The sequence below is a fragment of the Streptomyces sp. NPDC058864 genome (assembly GCF_042742985.1).
In the GTDB taxonomy this organism is placed as follows: Bacteria; Actinomycetota; Actinomycetes; order Streptomycetales; family Streptomycetaceae; genus Actinacidiphila.
Window position 1 is genome coordinate 168,480 of the sequence record NZ_JBHYMQ010000004.1, and the last position, 18,733, is coordinate 187,212.

Sequence of the window (18,733 nt, forward strand, 5' to 3'; positions counted from 1 at the left end):
CAACGCTCAGCCGCGGGCGCACAGGCACCGATCACTCCCACTTGAGACACTTCGCACGGTCCGGCATCAGCCGCTCGGACCCGCCGAACCCCACCCCGTATGCCGCGTACCCACGCCCGACGGGCAAGTGGGACCGCGATCCTCCCCCTAAGCCGTGATGGTTGAAAAAGAAACCCTCACAGGGTGAACACAATCTTATGTCCCGCAAACGGTCAAGGCCTGACCTGCGATTCCGGCGGAAATGTCCGGCACGGGAAACGTGGTGTTGCCCACAGGATCACGCGGGTCGCCGCCTCAGACACGCACCCAGTCGGCCAGAGTGAGGCCGGGCTCATCGCGTTGCCGCGTCACCCGGAGCACCCCGTCCGGTCCCAGCACGGCGAGCACGACACGCCCCAGGGCGTCGGCGGCCATTGCCGGCGTCCCCAGACAGGGCACACCGGTGTCCACCCACCACATTCCGGAGGCCTCGGCCTCCGTGCGGCACACCCCGACCATCGCGTTCCCGTTGAGGCCGCGATGGGTCACCACCATGCAGTCCTGCCCGTCCAGCACCGCCCGCAGTACGGCGTTGGCCGCGTCCGCCGCCGGGCTGCCGCCCAGCGGGACGACCCAGTCCCCCTGGCGGTGGGCGACCAGTCCGGAACCGGCCGCATCGGTCCAGAGGTAGGTGAGTCTGTCGGGTGCGGTCGCGAGCGCGGCGACCGATCCCGGCACCGGCGCCGGGCGCATGTCGAGTGAGCGCCGCAGCTCACCACCGGCTTCCGCTTGAATCCAGTGCAGGGCCGAGGTCGCCGCGGGTGCGAGCAACTCCAGAGCGCCGGCCGGCGATACGACGGGCGCGAGCCCGTCGTGGACACCTCTGCCGCGGAGGTCCTTCCAGGCCTCCCACTTTCCGCCCCCGCCCTCGCGCCGCAGCATGACGCCGCCGTCCGCGGCGCGTACGAAGACATGGACCACGCCCGAGGCGTCGACGGCCGCGGCGGGCGCGCCGAGGCACCGCGCGCGCTCGGGCTCGGGGTGGGGATTGCCGACCGACACCCACTCCGTCAGGGGACGGCCCGTCTGGTACTGCACGGCGTACCCCACGTCCACGGCCACCCGGCCGTCGGCGCACGGCAGTTCGCGACGGCCCACGAAGTGCACAAAGCCGTCGCCGCCCTGGGCCACGGACAGATGCGTGAGGCCGGGCGCGGCAAGGACGTCCGGGCCGGTCCACCCGTCGCCGCCCGCGACGGTCTGCGTCCACCGGAGCAGTCCGTCACGGCAGGGGGCGTAGGCGGTGAGCCTGCCGTCGGCGCCGCGCAGCAGCCACGAGCCGGCGGCCGTGCCGGTCGCGGCCTCCCCGGTGTCCGGGGCGTCCGGATGCGGCTCCGTCTCCCGGGTGGCCTGCCGCCGTTGCCGGGCGCGCGCCGCTCCACCCCTCATGACGTACGGCCACCCCTCCGACCCCGTGGGTCCGCCATGGATCCGGACCCCCAATTCTTCACATGATATGCGTGCGGGCTACACTGCCGCGGATCTCGATCACCAGGGGCGGACACTGCGGCGCGGGGCGTCGCGACCGGTTCCCCGACCGCGCACCACTAAGGACAACGCACTCGATGCCGCACGCCGTCGACACCGACCACGAGGCCGCCACGGTCACCGCACCGCCGAAGGCACGCCGTTCCCGCACCCGGGGACAGCGGATCCGCAGGATCGCCGCCTGGACGCTCCTGGCCCTGGTCCTCCTCGCCGGTGGCGGCGCATGGTGGGCGTACGCGCACCTGAACTCCAACATCACCAGCATCGACCTGGACCGCGAACTCGGCCCGGACCGGCCCGAGAAGCCCGCCACCGGCGCCAAGGACATCCTGGTGCTCGGCTCCGACTCCCGCTCGGGCGCGAACAGGGGCCTGGCGGGCGGCGACACCGGCGGCACCGCGCGCTCGGACACCGCCATGGTCATCCACATCCCCGAGGGCCGCAGGAGCGCGGTCGCGGTGAGCATCCCGCGGGACACCCTGGTCACCCGCCCCGAGTGCACCGCCCGCGACGGGAGCACCCTGCCGTCGGCGAAGCGCGTGATGTTCAACTCGGTCTACACGACGGCGGGTCCGGCCTGCGTGGTGAAGACCGTCGAGCACATCTCCGACGTGCGGATCGACCACTACGTCGAGGTGGACTTCGCCGGTTTCCAGGACCTCGTGGACTCCCTCGGCGGGGTCACGGTGACCATCGACAAGACCATCCACGACACGTCCAGCGGCCTGGACCTCACGGCCGGCACGCACCGGCTCGACGGCACCGAGTCGCTCGCCTTCGTCCGCACCCGGCACGGCATCGGCGACGGCAGCGACCTCGGCCGCATCGGGCTGCAGCAGCAGTTCCTGCTGGCGACCCTCGACGAGGTCAAGCGGCAGGACCTCCTCGGCAGCCCCGCCAAGGCCTACCGGATCGCGGACTCGGCGACCCGCTCCCTGACGACCGACTCCGGGCTCGGCTCCCTGGTGAAACTGGCCGACTTCGGACGCAGCCTGCAGGGCCTCGACCCGGGCAACCTGCGCACCGTCATGCTTCCCGTCGCCTACGACAAGGTCGACCCCAACCGCGTGGTGGCCGCCGAGCCGCAGGCGTCCCGTCTGTGGAAGGCGATCCGGGAGGACACCGCGATCCCCCGGTCGGTGCTGGAGTCCACGACCTCCAACTGAGCCTCAGGCGGCAGGCGCAGTGCCCTCCGCGGGACGGGCCGTGCAGTAGGCGACCGTCAGGTCCCGCACCAGGGCCTTGCGTTCGTAGTCGTCGAGGTCGACCAGCCCGCGGTCGAGAAGGCCGCGCACGGTCTCGCCGACGGCGGTGAGGGCGTCGTCCAGAGCGGCCCGGCGGTGCCGGGCGTCGAGCGCCGCCACCTGGGCGCGGCGCATGGCGGCGGCCACGGCGGGGGCGTACTCGAGGCGTACGGGCTGGGCGGAGAACACCTCGACGCCGACCGGCCGCAGGTCCTCGACGAGGATCCGGGTGAGGTCGTCCGCGAGGCGGTCGGTGTCGCGGAGGGTGGGACCGGGACCGCGGAAGTCGTCGGCGGGCAGCCGGGACACACAGCGGGCGACCGCGGCCTCGACCTGCTCGCGCAGGTAGCGAACGTGGTCGTGGACGGTGAAGGAGGCCCGCGCGGTGTCCCGGACCCGCCACACCACCAGGACCGTCGCCTGCAGCGGGGTGCCGCCCGCGTCGGTGGCCTCGATGGGGCTGCTGCGCCAGTGGCGCAGGCTGGTGTCGACCCGGCGGCGCACGAGCAGCGGGCTGATCCACAGCAGTCCGGTGCGGCGGACGGTGCCGCGGTAGGCGCCGTGCCGGGACAGCATCCAGACGGAGCCGGGGCGGCCCCGGGCCAGGCCGAGCGCGGTCAGGGCCAGGAGTGCCGCAAGGACGGCCACGGCGCTGCCTCGGACGGCGGGCGACGACCCGGCGGGGCTCAGGAGGAGCGCGGCCGTACCGGCTGCGGCGGCCAGGGCCGTGAGCACGGCGACGCCGCCGGGCAGACAGCGTCCCGGACGCTCGGCGATCTCGGGCAGCGGCGCCGCCGCGGCCGGACCCGGGGCGCCGTGGATGAAGGGGGCCTGAGCGGGGAGGGGGAGTTCGGCCGGACTCCCCTGCGTGGTGATCGTCATGAGAAGAGCCGCCTCCATGTCTCCGGGCCCGGATAGCCGTCCGCCTGACTGCCCGACCAGCCCTGGGACCGCTGGAACGCCTCCACCGCGCGCCGGTCGGCCTCGCCCCAGCGGGGGCCGGGCCCCTTGGCGTAGAACCGGCCGAAGCCCTTGGCCGCCAGCCGCCGCCCCAGCGCCAGCACGTGCGGGCCCGACTGGCCGGGCCTGAAGCCGCCGAGGCCCGGGTAGGCCGGGGGCGCCGCCGGGCGGCTGCCGCCGCCGATGTCGGACCCCGCACCCTGGGTCAGGTAACGCCACGTCAGGGGGCCCGGGAAGCCGTCGGCCTGATCGCCCTTCCAGCCCTGGGCACGCTGGAAGGCGCGGGTGGCCTCCCGGTCGGCGTCGCTCCAGCGGGGCCCCGGGCCGTCGTGGTAGTACGCGCCCGCGCCGCGCTGCCGCAGCATCTTGCCGAGCCGGGTGACGTAGCCGTTGGTGGCGCCTGGGCCGAAGGACAGGCTCCCCGGGTAGCCGGAGGCCAGGTCGCCGAGGTCCAGGTCCCCGCCGAGGTCCCCGTAGAGGTCGTCGTAGAGGTCGTCGTAGCCCTCGCCGCGCAGGTACTTGTAGCGGTAGGGGACGTAGCGCTTGGAGTGGTCCCAGTAGGCGTACGGCGTCGTGCGCACCCGGGCGCGCGGCCGGGTCTCCTCGTAGGCCACGTAACGGGTGTGCGCGGCGTTCGCCCAGCCCCCGAAGATCGTGACGTGGGAGCCGTCGACCGGGTCACGGGGGTTGTGGAAGAGCAGGATGTCGCCGGGTTCGAGCTCGTCGCGGCCGATGCGTTCCGCGAAGCGGGGCAGCGTCCCGGTCCACTGGCTGGTGCCCAGGCCCCAGGCCATGGAGACGAAGCCGGAGCAGTCCTGCCGGTAGCCGTCCCGCCAGCGGCGGCGCATGTCGTACGGGACGCGGGCGTCGATCCAGCCCTGGGCCCGCTCCAGGATCTGATCGCGGGTCAGGCGGAGCGGGACCGCGGCGCCGATCAGGTCCGGCTGCGCCTGCTCGGTCCGGCCTGCGGACGCCGCCTGGCCGGCGTCCTCCGCGGGCGCGGCCGCGGCGGCGGGCGTCATGACGGCCGCGCCGGCCGTGGCCAGGACGACCAGCGCGGCGGGGGCGGCGGCCGGTGGCGCGCACGGGGGCGTGGCGCGGGTCGCCGCCCGGATCAGCCGCCGCCGTGCGCAGTCCTCACAGACGCAGCCCGGCTGCGGCCCGACCTCGTCGAACACCGGTGTGGACATGTGCACCACCACTCCTCGCGATCGAGTGCCACACGCCCTTATTACCCGATTTCCACGTAAATCTGATGGAATGACAGCGGGTGGTGTGGTCAGCCGATCGCGGTGGTGCTGTCCACGACCTTCGCGACGGCCTTGTCGACCAGCCGCGTCAGACCCTCCGGAGTGAGTCCGGACGCGCCGCCCGCGGGGTCGGTGACGGTCTCGCCGTTCACCTGCACGACCGGTGCGGAGGTGAACCCGGCCGCGGCGAAATCCTCCTGGGAGCGCCGCACCCACCCGTCGTGGTCCCCGCCCTGGACGCACGGGACGAAGTGCGTCTCGTCCACGCCGCCGGCCTTCTTCGCCAGGCCCTTCAGGAACGCGTCGCTGGTGAACGGGTCGTCCTGGGCGTCGCCGGGCTGGGCGTCCCACACCTGGGCGACGTACTCCTGGAACCGGCCCACGTCCTGCGCGCAGGCGGCCGCGTTGGCCGCGGCCAGGGAGCCGCTGCCGCCGTCCACGGAGTCGGTCGGGGTCACCAGGCGGTAGTCGATCTCGACCTGACCGGTGGCCACCAGCTTGGCGAGGGTGTCCGCGTACTCGGAGGCGAAGGCCTTCGACTCCGGGCTGCGCAGGTCCTCGTACACGGTCAGCGTCACCGGCAGCTTCGTCGGCTTCACCGGCACCGCCAGCTGCTCCTCGCCCGAGGCACCCGCCGGCGCCTTGACCTCGTGCTGCTTCTCACTGCGCACATGCGCCCCGAGGACGGCCGAACCCCCGAACACCACACCCAGGACGATCACCGTCCCGGCGTAGGACCGCCAGCGCTTGGACTTCGTCTGTTTCACCGGGACTTTCTACCACCGTGCGGGACCACGCCCCGTGGGGGGTGGGGCCTCAGGCCGAGGGGACGGCGCGGGGCGCCCGTCCCGCATCGGGGGAGCTGGACGCGCGACCGGTCGAGCCGAGGGCCGATCGTGCCCGGCCGGCACCGGCAGGGCCCCACGGGAGTCGGCACACCCCCCGCCCGCCCCGGCCCGTTGTGGGAGGGTGGGCCGGTGAACGGTGGGACAGCGCCCCTGGTCGTGGTCGACGCCGCCAACACCGTGGGCTCCGTGCCCGACGGGTGGTGGCGGGACCGGCGCGGGGCGACGGAGCGCCTGCGGGACGCCCTCGCCGCCCTGGCGCGGACCGGGCTGCCCGAGCGGGCGGACGTGCCGGAGTGGGCCCGGCGGGCGCCGCTCGACATCGTGCTCGTCGTCGAGGGCGCGGCCCGTGGTGTGGCCGCCGTGCCCGGGGTACGGGTCGAGGCGGCGCCGGGCAGCGGTGACGACCTCGTCGCCGAACTCGTCGCGGCCCGGGCCCCGGAGCGGCCCTGCCTGGTCGTGACGGCCGACCGAGAGCTGCGCCGCCGGGTGACCGCCCATGGCGCCGCCGTAGCCGGGCCGCGCTCGGTACGTCCCTGACCGGGTCGTGTGGTCGAACGGGCTCCGCCGGCCACCGCGGGGAGGCGCTCCCGGGTGCGGTGAACCGCAGGGCGGAGCGTCGTCCTCGTGGTACTCGGACGATTCGGCGACTCCCCCGGACCGAAGGCCGGGGGACGGCACGTGACGACAGGGCCTACCCGCGCACCGGCCGGGTGTACAGCACCGCGCCGTCGGCGGTGGCGACGCGCTCGTAACCGCCCCGGTCGAGCAGACGGCGCAGGCCGGGCACGTGCGCCACGCCGTAGGGGGCACCGCGGGAGTCGTCGACGACGACGGCAGGCGGCGCCGCGGCGAACTCCCGGCGGAAGGCTTCCCAGGCGCCCGGCACGGCGTACTCCTCGCCGACCCGGGCCCCGCCGCGGCCGCCGCTGAAGTTGGTGAGGAATCCCGCGGTGAGGAAGCGGCCGGCCGGTGCGCGTCCGGAGAGCCAGTAGTGCTCCGGGTGCATGCCCCAGACCAGGACGGTCCCGTTCTCTCCGGTGTGGTCCCGGATCGCGGCGGCGACGGTCCGGGCGTGGTCGAGTTCGGCGCGCGGGGCCGCGAAGCCCCAGCCGGTGAAGACGGCCGCCGCCAGCACCGTCCAGACGGCCGCGGCCCTCCGGGCGGGCCCGCACGCGGGCAGCCGGCGCAGCGCGGCCACCCCGACGAGCGTGAGCGGCGGCAGCAGTTGCAGGTAGTAGTGGCCGTAGAACTGGAAGCCCGCCACGACGGCGACGGCGGACGCGCCGAGCCAGATCCACAGCTCGCCCCCGGCGCAGGCCCGCCGGCGCGCGGCGCACCAGGCGGCCGGCAGCAGGAGCCCCGCCCCGGCCGCCGTGAGGATCGCGGCGTTGCCGAGCCCCCGTCCGGCCGCGAGCAGCCAGGCGCCCTCCGGCGAGATGTAGGCGCCGGACCCGGTGACGGTCCAGAAGACGAACCGCCCCGCACCGGTCGCCAGGGCCACGGCCGCAACGGGCAGCGCGCATCCCGCCGCCAGCCGGCCCCACGCGCCCGCGCGCGCGGCCGGGCTCCCCTGCCGGGCCCGCCACAGCATCCAGACCACCGGGAGGAGCACCACCGCGCCGGTCTGCTTGGTCAGCGCCGCCCCGGCCACCGCCACCCCGGCGGCGCCCCAGCGCCCGCGGTCCGCGCAGAGCACGGCGGCGGCCGTCCACGGCAGGGTGAAGACCTCGAAGGTGGCCGCCTGGGTGTCCTCGGGCGCCAGCCCCACGGACAGCAGCAGGTAGCCGAACCCGGCGGCCGCGCCCCACCGGTCGCCCCAGCGGCGCCGGGCGAGGGCGACCAGCAGCGCCGCCGTCACGACGTGCGCGGCGACCGCCGCCACCCGCAGGGGCCACAGCGAGCCGTCGCCGAAGAGCGCGAACGCGCCCTGGTACAGCCACGGCAGGAACGGGGGCTTGCGGTCCACGACGGTGTCGTAGAGCACACCGCCGGAGGCGAGTACACGCGCCTGGGTCGCCAGGAACCCCTCGTCGGGGTTCCAGACCGGACGTACGAAGGAGGGCAGGTGGACCAGCGCCGCCACGAGCGTCAGCAACGGGAGCAGCACGGGCCACGAGAGCCGGGTGAACGCCGAGCGCGCCCGGGACGGGATCGCGCCCGCCCGCCGTTCCGGGAGCGCGGGCGCGGTGGCGCGGGCGGTCTCGGGGCGGGTCGGCACGCGCCCAACGTACCGGGCGCCCTCCTGGTGCGTCAGCTCACCCCTGCCGGGCCGGTCCGCGCACCCGGCTGTGCCGGTAGCCGTACAGGAAGTAGACGAGGCAGCCGATGGCCATCCAGACGGCGAACCGCAGCCAGGTCTCGGCCGGCAGGTTGAGCATCAGCCACAGCGTGGCGAGCACCGACACCGCGGGCAGCCACGGCACGAACGGGGTGCGGAAGGAGCGCGGCAGGTCGGGACGGGTGCGGCGGAGCACCACGACGCCGATGGCGACGACGACGAAGGCGAACAGGGTGCCGATGTTCACCAGCTCGGCCAGTTCCTCGATGGTGGTGAAGCCGGCGACGATCGCGACGATGCCGCCGAGCAGGATCGTCGAGCGGTACGGCGTGCCCCGTGTGGGGTGCACCTGGGAGAAGAAGCGCGGCAGCAGTCCGTCGCGGCTCATCGCGAAGAAGACCCGGCTCTGCCCGAGCAGCAGGATCATGCAGACCGTCGTCAGGCCCACCACGGCGCCGAAGGCGATCAGTCCGGCCCAGAAGGGGTGGCCCACGGCCTTGAAGGCGTCGGCCAGCGGCGCGTCCACCGTCAGTTGGGAGTAGTGCTGCATGCCGGTGACGACGATGGAGACGGCGACGTACAGCACGGTGCAGATGAGCAGCGAGCCGAGGATGCCGCGCGGCACGTCCCGCTGCGGGTTCTTGGTCTCCTCGGCGGCGGTGGCGACGATGTCGAAGCCGATGTAGGCGAAGAAGACGACGGCCGCGGCGGTGAAGATGCCCATGACGCCGAACTGGGACGGCGTGAAGCCCGAGATCAGCTGGATGAGCGGGGCCTTGATGCCGGCCTCCGCTCCTTCGGACCGTACGGCGGGCGGGACGAACGGCGTGTAGTTGTGGCCCTTGATGAAGAACGCGCCCACGACGATCACGATGAGCACCACGGTCAGCTTGATGGCGACCACCACGGAGGTCACCCGGGCCGAGAGCTTCATCCCGGCGACCAGGATGGCGGTCAGCACGGCCACCAGCAGGAAGGCCAGCAGGTCGAAGTTGAAGCCGCTCTGCTGACCCCCGGACAGCACCGAGGGCAGGTGCCAGCCCCAGTTGTCCATGATCGAGCGCACGTACCCCGACCATCCGACCGCGACCACGGCGGAGCCCAGCGCCAGTTCCAGCACCAGGTCCCAGCCGATGATCCAGGCGGGCAGTTCGCCGAGGGTCGCGAAGGAGAAGGTGTACGCGGACCCGGCCACCGGCACGGTCGAGGCGAACTCGGCGTAGCACAGGGCGGCGAGCGCGCAGACGATGCCGGCGGCGACGAAGGACAGGGCGACCGCCGGGCCCGCGTTCTCCTTCGCCACCTTGCCGGTGAGGACGAAGATGCCGGTGCCGATGATGACACCGACGCCGAATACCGTGAGGTCGAGGGCGGACAGCGACTTCTTGAGCGCGTGCTCCGGCTCCTGGGTGTCCCTCAGGGAATCCTCGACCGATTTGGTACGGAAGAAGCCGCTCCGTCCCTTCGTAGCGTTACCGCCCACGTCCACCGGCGCACCTCCACAGTTGTCCCTGCATCACAGCATCCGCAGATGCTTGTGACCGGATCTGGCGCGCCTACACATCAACAGAAGGGCCGGGCGATCACCCGTAAGGGTGTCGCCCGGCCCGGTGGTGCCGAGGACGGGGAGCGGCCGTCAGTCGCCCGCGACCTGGGGCGCGGGCTCGTCGGCGTAGCGGCCCTCGAGCCGGCTGACGAGGCCGGTCACCTGGCGCGCGATGTCCGGGGCGGTCAGGCCGATCTCGGCCATGACCTCCTTGCGGCCGGCGTGGTCGAGGAACTCCTGCGGGATGCCGAAGTCGCGCAGCGGCACGTCCACGTTCGCGTCGCGCAGGGCCTGGGAGACGGCGGAGCCGACACCGCCCGCACGGCCGTTGTCCTCGACCGTGACGACGACCCGGTGGCCGGCCGCGAGACCGGGCAGGGCCTCGTCGACGGGCTTGACCCAGCGGGGGTCGACGACGGTGGTGGTGATGCCCTGCGCGTCGAGCAGGTCGGCGATCTCCAGGCACATCGGGGCGAGCGCGCCGACGGAGACCAGCAGCACATCCGGCTTGCCGCCGTCGTCCTGGGGCTTGGCCGCGCGCAGCACGTCCATGCCGCCGACCTTGCCGACCGCCTTGACCGCCGGGCCGACCGCGCCCTTGGAGTAGCGGACCACGGTCGGGGCGTCCTCGACCGCCACGGCCTCGCGGAGCTGGGCGCGCACCTGGTCGGCGTCGCGCGGCGCGGCGATCCGCAGACCGGGGACGACCTGGAGGATCGACATGTCCCACATGCCGTTGTGCGAGGCGCCGTCAGTGCCGGTGATGCCGGCCCGGTCCAGGACGAAGGTGACACCGCACTTGTGCAGCGCGACGTCCATCAGCACCTGGTCGAAGGCGCGGTTGAGGAAGGTCGCGTAGACGGCGACCACCGGGTGCAGGCCGCCGGTCGCCAGACCCGCCGCCGACACGGCGGCGTGCTGCTCGGCGATCCCGACGTCGTAGACGCGCTCGGGGAAGGCCTTGGCGAACTTGTCCAGGCCGACGGGCTGCAGCATCGCCGCGGTGATCGCGACGATGTCCTTGCGCTCCTTGCCGAGCTTGACCATCTCCTCGGCGAAGACCGAGGTCCAGTCCGCGCCCGAGGCTGCGATGGGCAGGCCGGTGTCGGGGTGGATCTTGCCGACGGCGTGGAAGCGGTCGGCCTCGTCCTGCAGGGCGGGGGTGTAGCCGCGGCCCTTCTCCGTCAGGCAGTGGACGATCACCGGGCCGCCGAAGCGCTTGGCGCGCTGCAGCGCGGACTCCAGGGCGTTGATGTCGTGGCCGTCGATCGGGCCGACGTACTTCAGGCCCAGGTCCTCGAACATGCCCTGCGGGGCGATGAAGTCCTTGAAGCCCTTCTTGGCGCCGTGCAGGGTCTCGTACAGCGGCTGGCCGATGACGGGGGTGCGCTCCAGCAGCTCCTTGGTGCGGGTGAGGAAGCGCTCGTAGCCGTCGGTGGTGCGCAGGGTTGCCAGGTGGTTGGCCAGGCCGCCGATGGTGGGCGCGTAGGAGCGCTCGTTGTCGTTGACGACGATGACCAGCGGGCGGTCCTTGGCGGCGGCGATGTTGTTCAGCGCCTCCCAGGCCATGCCGCCGGTCAGGGCGCCGTCACCGATGACGGCGACGGTGTGGTCGCGCCTGCCGAGCTGCTCGTTGGCCTTGGCCAGGCCGTCGGCCCAGCCCAGCACCGTGGAGGCGTGGCTGTTCTCGATGACGTCGTGCTCGGACTCGGCGCGCGAGGGGTAGCCGGACAGGCCTCCCTTGCCCTTGAGCTTGGAGAAGTCCTGACGGCCGGTGAGCAGCTTGTGGACGTAGGACTGGTGTCCGGTGTCCCACAGCACCTTGTCCTTCGGCGAGTCGAAGACGCGGTGGAGGGCGATGGTGAGTTCGACGACACCGAGGTTCGGCCCCAGGTGCCCGCCCGTCTTGGAGACCTCGTCGACCAGGAAGGTACGGATCTCGCCTGCCAGCTCGACCAGCCGCTCCGGGCTGAGCCGGTCGAGGTCGCGCGGTCCCTTGATACGGGTCAGCAGCGCCACCCGTGCCTCCTTGTTGTCGCTTGCCGGTTACCCGAGTGTATGTGTTCGCGTTTTCAGCTCCGCACACACCTGTGCCCGGCGCTGGGATGATCTTCCCTGCGCCGGGCACGTCACGCCACTGGTGCGGTGAGAACCGTCAGCCGCGGCCGGCGGCCTTCTGGCTCTTGCGGGACACCGAGTCGATGACCACGGCGGCGAGGAGCACCGCGGCGGTGATCATGTACTGCAGCGCGGTGTTCATGTTGAGCAGGTCCAGGCCGGTCTGGATGGACTGGATGACCAGCATGCCGAGCAGGGCGGACCAGACGGTGCCGCGGCCGCCGAAGAGGCTGGTGCCGCCGATGACCGCGGCCGCGATGGCCAGCATCAGGTAGTTGCCGCCACCCGCGCCGAGCGAGGCGGTGTAGGTCTGGGCGGCGAAGAACAGACCGCCGATCGCCGCGAACGCACCGGAGATGGCGAACACGGAGATACGGATCATGGCCACGTTGATGCCGGCCCGGCGGGCCGCCTCGATGCCGCCGCCGACCGCGAAGATCTTGCGTCCGTAGGAGGTGCGGCGGAGCACGAAGTCGGTGATGACCAGGGCCGCCAGGAAGATGACCAGCGCGTTGGGAACACCGCTCGCCTGGTTCAGCACGTAGGCGACGACGAAGGAGACCACCGCGAGGGCGCCGACACGGAGCGCGATCTCGCTGGTGGGCCGGAAGGGGACGCCGGCGGCACGACGGCGGCGCTGCTCGATGAGCGAACCGGCGAGCATGGCCACCGTGCCCAGGCCCGCCAGCAGGTAGGCGCCGGCGATGTCCTGGTCGAGGAAGAAGGACTGCTGACCCAGGATGTGCAGCGGGCCCGTGTCCTGGATGGAGAGGCTTCCGCTGTCGCCGAGCAGCTGCAGCATCAGGCCGTTCCAGCCGAGGAAGCCGGCGAGGGTGACGACGAACGCGGGGACGCCGATCTTGGCGAAGAACCAGCCGTGCAGGGCACCGATGACGATGCCGGTCAGGATCGTCAGGATCAGGGCGAGCCACGGGTTCATCCCGTGGGTGGTCGCCAGGATCGCGAAGAGCGAGGACGCCAGACCGCTGACCGAACCCACCGACAGGTCGATCTCGCCGAGCAGCAGCACGAAGACCAGGCCGATGGCGAGCATGCCGGTGGCCGCCAGGAAGAAGCCGATGTTGGCCAGGTTGCCGGCGGTAAGGAAGTTGCTGGACTGGGTCTGGAAGACGGTCCAGATGATGATCAGGCCGATGATGACCGGCAGCGAGCCGAGCTCACCGCCGCGCACCTTGCGCTTGAACTCCGTGATGTAGCCCTTGAAGCCCTCTTCACGGACGAGCAGGCGGGGGTCGACCACGGGCACCGCAGCCGAGGACGCGTCCTCGACCGCTGCCACCGCGTCCTGCTTTACGGTCTTCGACGTGTCGCTCACTTTGCATCCTCCGTGCGCCGCGCCTGACGGCGGGTCACGGCGTTGTCCGTGGCGCCCGTGATCGCGGAGATGATTTCTTCCTGGGACGTGCTCTTGACGTCGAACACACCGTTGTTGCGTCCGAGCCGCAGTACCGCCACCTTGTCCGCGACGGCCTTGACGTCCACCATGTTGTGGCTGATGAGGATGACGGCGAGGCCGCGCTGGCGCAGGCGCTCCACCAGGTCGAGCACCTGGGCCGTCTGCTCCACGCCGAGGGCGGCGGTGGGCTCGTCGAGGATGACCAGCTTGGGGTCGCCGATCAGGGCGCGGGCGATCGCGACGACCTGCCGCTGACCACCCGACAGGCTCGCGATCGGGATGCGGACGCTGGGGATGCGGATCGACAGGGTGCTCAGCAGCTCCCTGGACCGCGCCTCCATGGTGACCTCGTCGATCACGCTGGCGCGCTTGATCTCACGGCCGAGGTAGAGGTTGGCGACGACGTCGAGGTTGTCGCAGAGCGCGAGGTCCTGGTAGACCGTCGCGATTCCGAAGCCCTGGGCGTCGTGCGGCTTGTTGATGCTGACCGGATTGCCCTCCCACTCGATGACGCCTTCATCGATGGGGTGGACACCCGCGATCGTCTTGACCAGGGTCGACTTACCTGCGCCGTTGTCGCCGACGAGCGCGACGACCTCACCGGCGTGGACCTCCAGGTCGACATCGGTGAGTGCCTGGACCGCACCGAATCGCTTGGAGACTCCGCGCAACGCCAGCACGGGCGTAGCGGACACGTGAACCATCTCCTTCGCCGCCTGACCGGCGGGGATGCCGCGCTTGGAGGGGCGCGGAGTTTTGTGCAAACTGCACAGCTTTACATGAACGGGAGCGGACTGTCTGTCCGGCGCCCGCCCCGTCAGCGGGGTCTGTTGGACGGGGCGGGCACCGGACAGGTTCGCGTGGCGGCCTCCTCGGGGAGTGCCTGCCGTGTTACTGGATGCCGGCGGCCTTGCAGGCCTTGGCGAACTCGGCCGTGCAGATCTCCTCGACCGTGTACAGCTTGTCGGCGATGACCGTGTCCTTGACGTTGGCCTTGGTCACCGAGACCGGGGTCAGCAGCTGGGACGGGACCTTGTCACCGGAGCCGCTGGTCAGCGAGGTGGTGGCCAGGGAGGCGATGTCCTTGCCCTCGATCAGGTTCACCGCGAGCTGGGCGGCGGCGTCGGCCTCGGGCTTGAACGCCTTGTAGACGGTGCTCGACTGGGTGCCCGCGATGATCCGCTGGATGCCCGCGAGTTCGGCGTCCTGACCGGTCAGCGGGATGCCGCTGATGCCGGCGCCCTTGAGGGCGGTGGCGATGCCGCCGGCCATGCCGTCGTTGGCGGCGTAGACGCCCGCGATGTTCTTGGCCTTGAGCTGCGTGATGGCCGCCGTCATCTTCTGGTTGGCGACGGTGTCCTTCCACAGACCGCTCTGCTCGTAGGCGATCTTGACCTTGCCGTCGAGCACCTTGTGGGCACCCGCCTTGAACATCGCGGCGTTCGGGTCGGCGTCGTCACCGTTGATCATGACGACGTTCGCCGACGGCTTGGCCTTGGCGCCGAGCGAGTCGAGCAGCGCCTGGCCCTGCAGCTCGCCGACCTTCTCGTTGTCGAAGGAGACGTACGCGGAGACCGGGCCCTGGGCGAGGCGGTCGTAGGCGATGACCTTGATGCCCTTGTCGACGGCGGCCTGGACGGAGGTCTTGATGGCAGCGGCGTCCTGGGCGCTGATCACGATCACCTTGACACCCTTGGTGATCATGGTGGAGACCTGCTGGGCCTGCTTGCCGGAGTCACCCGCGGCGTTCGCGTACTGTACGTCGCAGTCGGCGCACAGCTCCTTGACCTTGGCCTCGAACAGCGGCTTGTCGAACTTGTCGTAGCGCGCGGTGACGCTGTCGGGGAGCAGCAGACCGATGGTCTTGCTCTTGCTGCCGGCGCTGCTGCTGCCGCCGTCCGCCTTGTCGTCGCCGGCCTTGCCGCACGCAGCAACGGAAAGGGCCATGGAGACGGCCGCGGTGCCGATCACGACGCGACGCATCATTGCGTTCATGTGGGGTTGCCTCCCTGACAGGGCCGCAAGAGACTGCGGCCGAGGTGAGCGTGAGTCAACTCGGCTACAGCCTTGACGTCAAGAAGTAAATACTTAACGAGATGGCAACGGTGCGTTTCGTTATCTAGATGAACGCAGAGTGATCTCTACGGCACAGCAATCGCTGCCGGAACATTAGCATCCAAAAGGGATGAATCGCCCACCTCGCTGAGGGCCAGCGCCAGCGCTCCCAGCACCTCCGCGCGGGCCCCCAGGCCCCCGGAGACGACCGAGAGGCGGCGGGCGGCGCTGGGGATCGCGTACCGCGCCACCGACTCCCTGATCGGCGCCAGGACCAGCTCACCGGCCTCCGCGAGGTCACCGCCGAGCACCACCCGGCTCGGGTTCAGGAGATTGGCGAGGCTGGCGACGCCCATGCCGATGTGCCGGCCGACGTCCGCGATGACCCGGCGGCAGCCCGGGTCGCCCTCGCGGCCCAGTTGCACCATGCGTGCCAGGGTGAGGTCGGGGCCGTGGCTGCCGCGCAGCAGATCCAGCACGTAGCGGGCGGCGGTGAAGGTCTCCAGGCAGCCGCGGTTGCCGCAGCGGCAGACCGGGCCGGACTCGTCCAGCGTGATGTGGCCGATCTCCCCCGCGGTGCCGCCGGGGCCGCGGTAGATGCGGCCGTCGATCACCAGCCCGGCGCCCACGCCGCTGGCCACCTTGATGTACGCCAGGTCCTTCACGCCGCGGCCGCCGCCCCAGACCAGCTCGCCGAGGGCCCCGAGGTTGGCGTCGTTGTCCACCTGGACCGGCATGCGCAGCCGCTCGGCGAGCTCCTGGCGCGGGTTGATGCCGCCCCACCCCGGCAGGATGGCGGTGGACCCCAGCGCGCCGCTCTCGACGTCGATCGGGCCCGGGACGCCGAGGCCGACGCCGATCACCTTGTCCGCGTCGATGCCGCTGGACTCGATCAGCCGCGCGACCAGTTGCTCGGCCCGGTCGAAGCCCTCGGAGGCCGAGGCGTCCACGTCGATCGGCTCGGACTGCTCGGCGAGCACCTGGTGGGCCAGGTTGCCGACCGCGACCCGCAGGTGGGAGTGCCCGAAGTCGACGCCCACGACGACGCCGGCGTCGCCGGACAGCGCCACCGCGCGGGCCCGCCGCCCTCCCGAGGAGGTGGGGGTGACCTGTACCGTCCCGTTGTCGCGCAGTTCGCGGACGATGTTGGAGACCGTCGCGGCGGACAGCCCCGTCGTACGGGCGATCTCCGCCTGCGTCAGCGAACCCGCAAGGCGTACGGCCCGGACCACCCGCTCGAGGTTGGCCCGGTGCAGCGACGACTGGGATCCCGGAGTCTCCACGACCATTCCACTCCTGCCGAACCGGACGGGAGCCACGCCGATGAGACCCCGTCGTCTACAACATGTGAACTCTAAGCAAGCCTTTAGGCTCGCTTCCCGTCAAGGGGCAGAACCAGACCGCTGACGTAATGCCCGAAAAATCCAGAAGCGGCCCCGCATACGGCGGGACCGCTTCCGCTCCGCCGTCCGGACGACCGGACGGCGGCCACGTGGAGTGATCGTCCGGTTACTTCAGGGTGCCGGCCGTCAGACCCGCCTGCACCTGCCGCTGGAAGGAGAGGTAGACGACGAGCACCGGCAGCATCGCGATCGTCATGCCCGCGAAGAGCGCCGGGTAGTCACCGGAGTACCCCTGCTGCTGTGCCAGGTTCACCAGGCCCTGGGCCAGCATCGAACGGTCCGGGTCGCTGCTGGACTGCTGCTGCATGAGGGTCATCGGCAGGATGTACTGGTTCCACTGGCCCAGCACGTTGAAGATGCCCACGCTGATCAGGCCCGGCTTCGCCATCGGCAGCATCACCTGGAAGAAGGCCCGGGAATGGGAGCAGCCGTCGATCATGGCCGCCTCGTGCACCGCCGTGGGCAGGGTCCTGAAGAAGGAATGCATGAAGAAGACGGTGAAGGGCAGCGAATAGGCGACGTAGACCAGGATCAGGCCCTGGTACGTGTTGAGCATGCCCAGGTTGCTGACCATGAAGAACAGCGGCACCAGGGCGAGGTACACCGGGAACATCGCCCCGCCGACGAACAGGTAGAAGATGATCCGGTTGCCGGGGAACTCGTAGCGCGCCAGCACGTACGCGGTCATCGAGCCCAGCAGCATGGTCAGCGGCACCGAGAACACCATCACGATCACGGTGTTGACGAAGAAATCGCCGATGCCCTTCTCCCAGGCCCGGGAGAACGCGTCGAAGGACCACTGCGAGGGCCAGGACCAGGCGCTCGCGCCGATCTCCGAATTGTTCTTGAAGGAGCCGAGGACGATCCACGCCAGTGGCAGGAGGATCATCACGCCCCACAGGACGAGGAAGCCGTGCGAGAAGACGTTGAGCTTCGCACCGCCGTCGGCGAAACGCTCCCGGTCCGTCTTCTTGCTGCCGATGATGGTGGGCTGCCCCTTGAAGACCGGTACCGGAGTGGGCTGCTTGATGGGAGTGGCCATGGGATGCGCTCCCCGCTCAGAACTCGATGCGATCGCGGCGGGAGACCCGCAGCGCGATGGCGGAAAGGATCAGGGTGAGGAAGAGGATGACGACGCCCATGGCACAGGCGTAGCCGCTCTTTCCGAAGGTGAGGAAGTTGCGCATCAGGTAGGTCGCCATGACCTCACCGTGGTAGTCGGGACCGCCGCCGAAATTCGTTCCCGGCGTGAGGACCGAGGCCAGCACGAAGAAGTCCATCGCGGCGATCGCGAGGTACACCCAGGCCGTCTGCACGCTGTCCCACAGCAGGGGGAGCGTCACCTTGAAGAAGGTCTGCAGGCGGCCGGCACCGTCCAGCAGCGCGGCCTCGTAGATGTCCTTGGGAATGGACTGCATGGCCGCCGAGAACAGCACCAGGTAGAAACCGACACCGGCCCAGATCTGCACCCCGAGCAGGCACCACATCACCAGGTTGGGGCTGTTCAGCCATTCGATCGGGGCGCTCGGGTCCTCGAGGTGCAGTTTGATCAGGATGCCGTTCAGCAGGCCGCTGCCGTCGCTGCGGTAGACCGCCTGGAAGAGCACGACGAGAATGGCGACCGAAAGCACCTGCGGGAAGAAGAAGACCACCTTGTAGAAGGCGGATCCGCGCACTCCCCGGACGCCCGTGGTGCCGCCGCGGCCGCCCACGTTGAGCATGAAGGCGAAGAAGAGCGCCAGCAGGATCGTGATCACCGGCAGGAAGACCAGCAGCAGCAGATTGTGCTTGAGCGCCTGCAGGAAGACGTGATCCCCGAAGAGCTTCGTGTAGTTCTCCAGGCCGACGAAGTTCATCTCCTGGGACTGCCCGGACCAGTCCGTCAGGGAATACCCGAACGTCTGGAGGTACGGCCAGATCACGAAGACGACGTAGAGCACGACCGGAATGAAGAGGAATCCCGCGATGAACGGGTACTTGCGGTAACGCATGGCGCTGCTCCTGCCATCGGGTAGACCGTCGCACCGGGGCCCCGAACGCCCCCCGGACCATCAGGGGGCACCGGGGCCCCGGTGCGCAAGGGCCGG

15 protein-coding genes are annotated in these 18,733 nt (G+C 71.1%); 2 read left to right on the top strand and 13 right to left on the bottom strand.

All coding sequences use genetic code 11. The features are described 5' to 3' along the window. Positions 1–294: 294 nt before the first annotated feature. A complete protein-coding gene (locus ACFW3D_RS05225; RefSeq protein ID WP_500501456.1) occupies positions 295–1,428 on the bottom strand; it encodes a PLL family lectin in 1,134 nt (377 codons plus the stop codon). Positions 1,429–1,604: 176 nt separating this feature from the next. Here ACFW3D_RS05225 and ACFW3D_RS05230 point away from each other — a divergent pair, with 176 nt between their 5' ends. Continuing rightward, positions 1,605–2,693 (top strand): LCP family protein, encoded by a 1,089-nt coding sequence (locus tag ACFW3D_RS05230; protein WP_500501458.1) that lies wholly within the window; start codon positions 1,605–1,607, stop codon positions 2,691–2,693. 3 nt (positions 2,694–2,696) lie between these two features. Here the strand turns inward: ACFW3D_RS05230 and ACFW3D_RS05235 are convergent, their stop codons facing one another. From ACFW3D_RS05235 to ACFW3D_RS05245, 3 genes are all read right to left on the bottom strand, one after another. Continuing rightward, on the bottom strand, positions 2,697–3,653 hold the full coding sequence (locus tag ACFW3D_RS05235) for an SPFH domain-containing protein (protein ID WP_500501460.1): 957 nt from the start codon (positions 3,651–3,653) through the stop codon (positions 2,697–2,699). Further along, positions 3,650–4,921: a peptidoglycan-binding protein gene (locus ACFW3D_RS05240; protein WP_500501462.1), complete on the bottom strand. Its 1,272-nt coding sequence runs from the start codon at positions 4,919–4,921 to the stop codon at positions 3,650–3,652. The genes ACFW3D_RS05235 and ACFW3D_RS05240 overlap by 4 nt, the downstream gene beginning before the upstream one ends. Before the next feature lie 89 nt (positions 4,922–5,010). Further along, complete coding sequence (locus ACFW3D_RS05245; RefSeq protein WP_500501464.1) at positions 5,011–5,748, bottom strand: DsbA family protein; 738 nt, start codon at positions 5,746–5,748, stop codon at positions 5,011–5,013. Positions 5,749–5,958: 210 nt separating this feature from the next. Between ACFW3D_RS05245 and ACFW3D_RS05250 the strand changes: the two genes are divergently transcribed. Then, complete coding sequence (locus ACFW3D_RS05250; RefSeq protein WP_500501467.1) at positions 5,959–6,366, top strand: NTP pyrophosphohydrolase; 408 nt, start codon at positions 5,959–5,961, stop codon at positions 6,364–6,366. 154 nt (positions 6,367–6,520) lie between these two features. Here the strand turns inward: ACFW3D_RS05250 and ACFW3D_RS05255 are convergent, their stop codons facing one another. The 9 genes from ACFW3D_RS05255 to ACFW3D_RS05295 all read right to left on the bottom strand — a co-directional run bounded on the left by ACFW3D_RS05255 (position 6,521) and on the right by ACFW3D_RS05295 (position 18,637). Beyond that, complete coding sequence (locus ACFW3D_RS05255) at positions 6,521–8,047, bottom strand: glycosyltransferase family 39 protein (protein WP_500501469.1); 1,527 nt, start codon at positions 8,045–8,047, stop codon at positions 6,521–6,523. A 37-nt stretch (positions 8,048–8,084) separates the two neighbouring features. Next, the gene (locus ACFW3D_RS05260) at positions 8,085–9,596 is read right to left on the bottom strand and encodes an amino acid permease (protein WP_500501471.1); all 1,512 of its coding nucleotides are present in this window, start codon (positions 9,594–9,596) and stop codon (positions 8,085–8,087) included. A 147-nt stretch (positions 9,597–9,743) separates the two neighbouring features. Further along, positions 9,744–11,672, bottom strand: a complete 1,929-nt coding sequence (gene dxs, locus ACFW3D_RS05265) for a 1-deoxy-D-xylulose-5-phosphate synthase (RefSeq protein ID WP_500501473.1) — start codon at positions 11,670–11,672, stop codon at positions 9,744–9,746. Positions 11,673–11,808: 136 nt separating this feature from the next. Continuing rightward, entirely contained in the window at positions 11,809–13,107 is a 1,299-nt protein-coding gene (locus ACFW3D_RS05270) for a sugar ABC transporter permease (protein WP_500501475.1), read from the bottom strand. After that, entirely contained in the window at positions 13,104–13,892 is a 789-nt protein-coding gene (locus ACFW3D_RS05275) for an ATP-binding cassette domain-containing protein (RefSeq protein ID WP_500501686.1), read from the bottom strand. The genes ACFW3D_RS05270 and ACFW3D_RS05275 overlap by 4 nt, the downstream gene beginning before the upstream one ends. Positions 13,893–14,079: 187 nt before the next feature. Continuing rightward, positions 14,080–15,183 carry a sugar ABC transporter substrate-binding protein gene (locus ACFW3D_RS05280; RefSeq protein ID WP_500501476.1) on the bottom strand — a complete coding sequence of 368 codons (1,104 nt, stop codon included), beginning with the start codon at positions 15,181–15,183 and terminating at the stop codon, positions 14,080–14,082. Between the two features lie 146 nt (positions 15,184–15,329). Beyond that, positions 15,330–16,526 (bottom strand): ROK family transcriptional regulator, encoded by a 1,197-nt coding sequence (locus tag ACFW3D_RS05285; RefSeq protein WP_500501479.1) that lies wholly within the window; start codon positions 16,524–16,526, stop codon positions 15,330–15,332. A 226-nt stretch (positions 16,527–16,752) separates the two neighbouring features. Then, on the bottom strand, positions 16,753–17,688 hold the full coding sequence (locus ACFW3D_RS05290; protein ID WP_500501482.1) for a carbohydrate ABC transporter permease: 936 nt from the start codon (positions 17,686–17,688) through the stop codon (positions 16,753–16,755). A 16-nt stretch (positions 17,689–17,704) separates the two neighbouring features. Next, on the bottom strand, positions 17,705–18,637 hold the full coding sequence (locus ACFW3D_RS05295; protein WP_500501484.1) for a carbohydrate ABC transporter permease: 933 nt from the start codon (positions 18,635–18,637) through the stop codon (positions 17,705–17,707). Positions 18,638–18,733 lie beyond the last annotated feature (96 nt).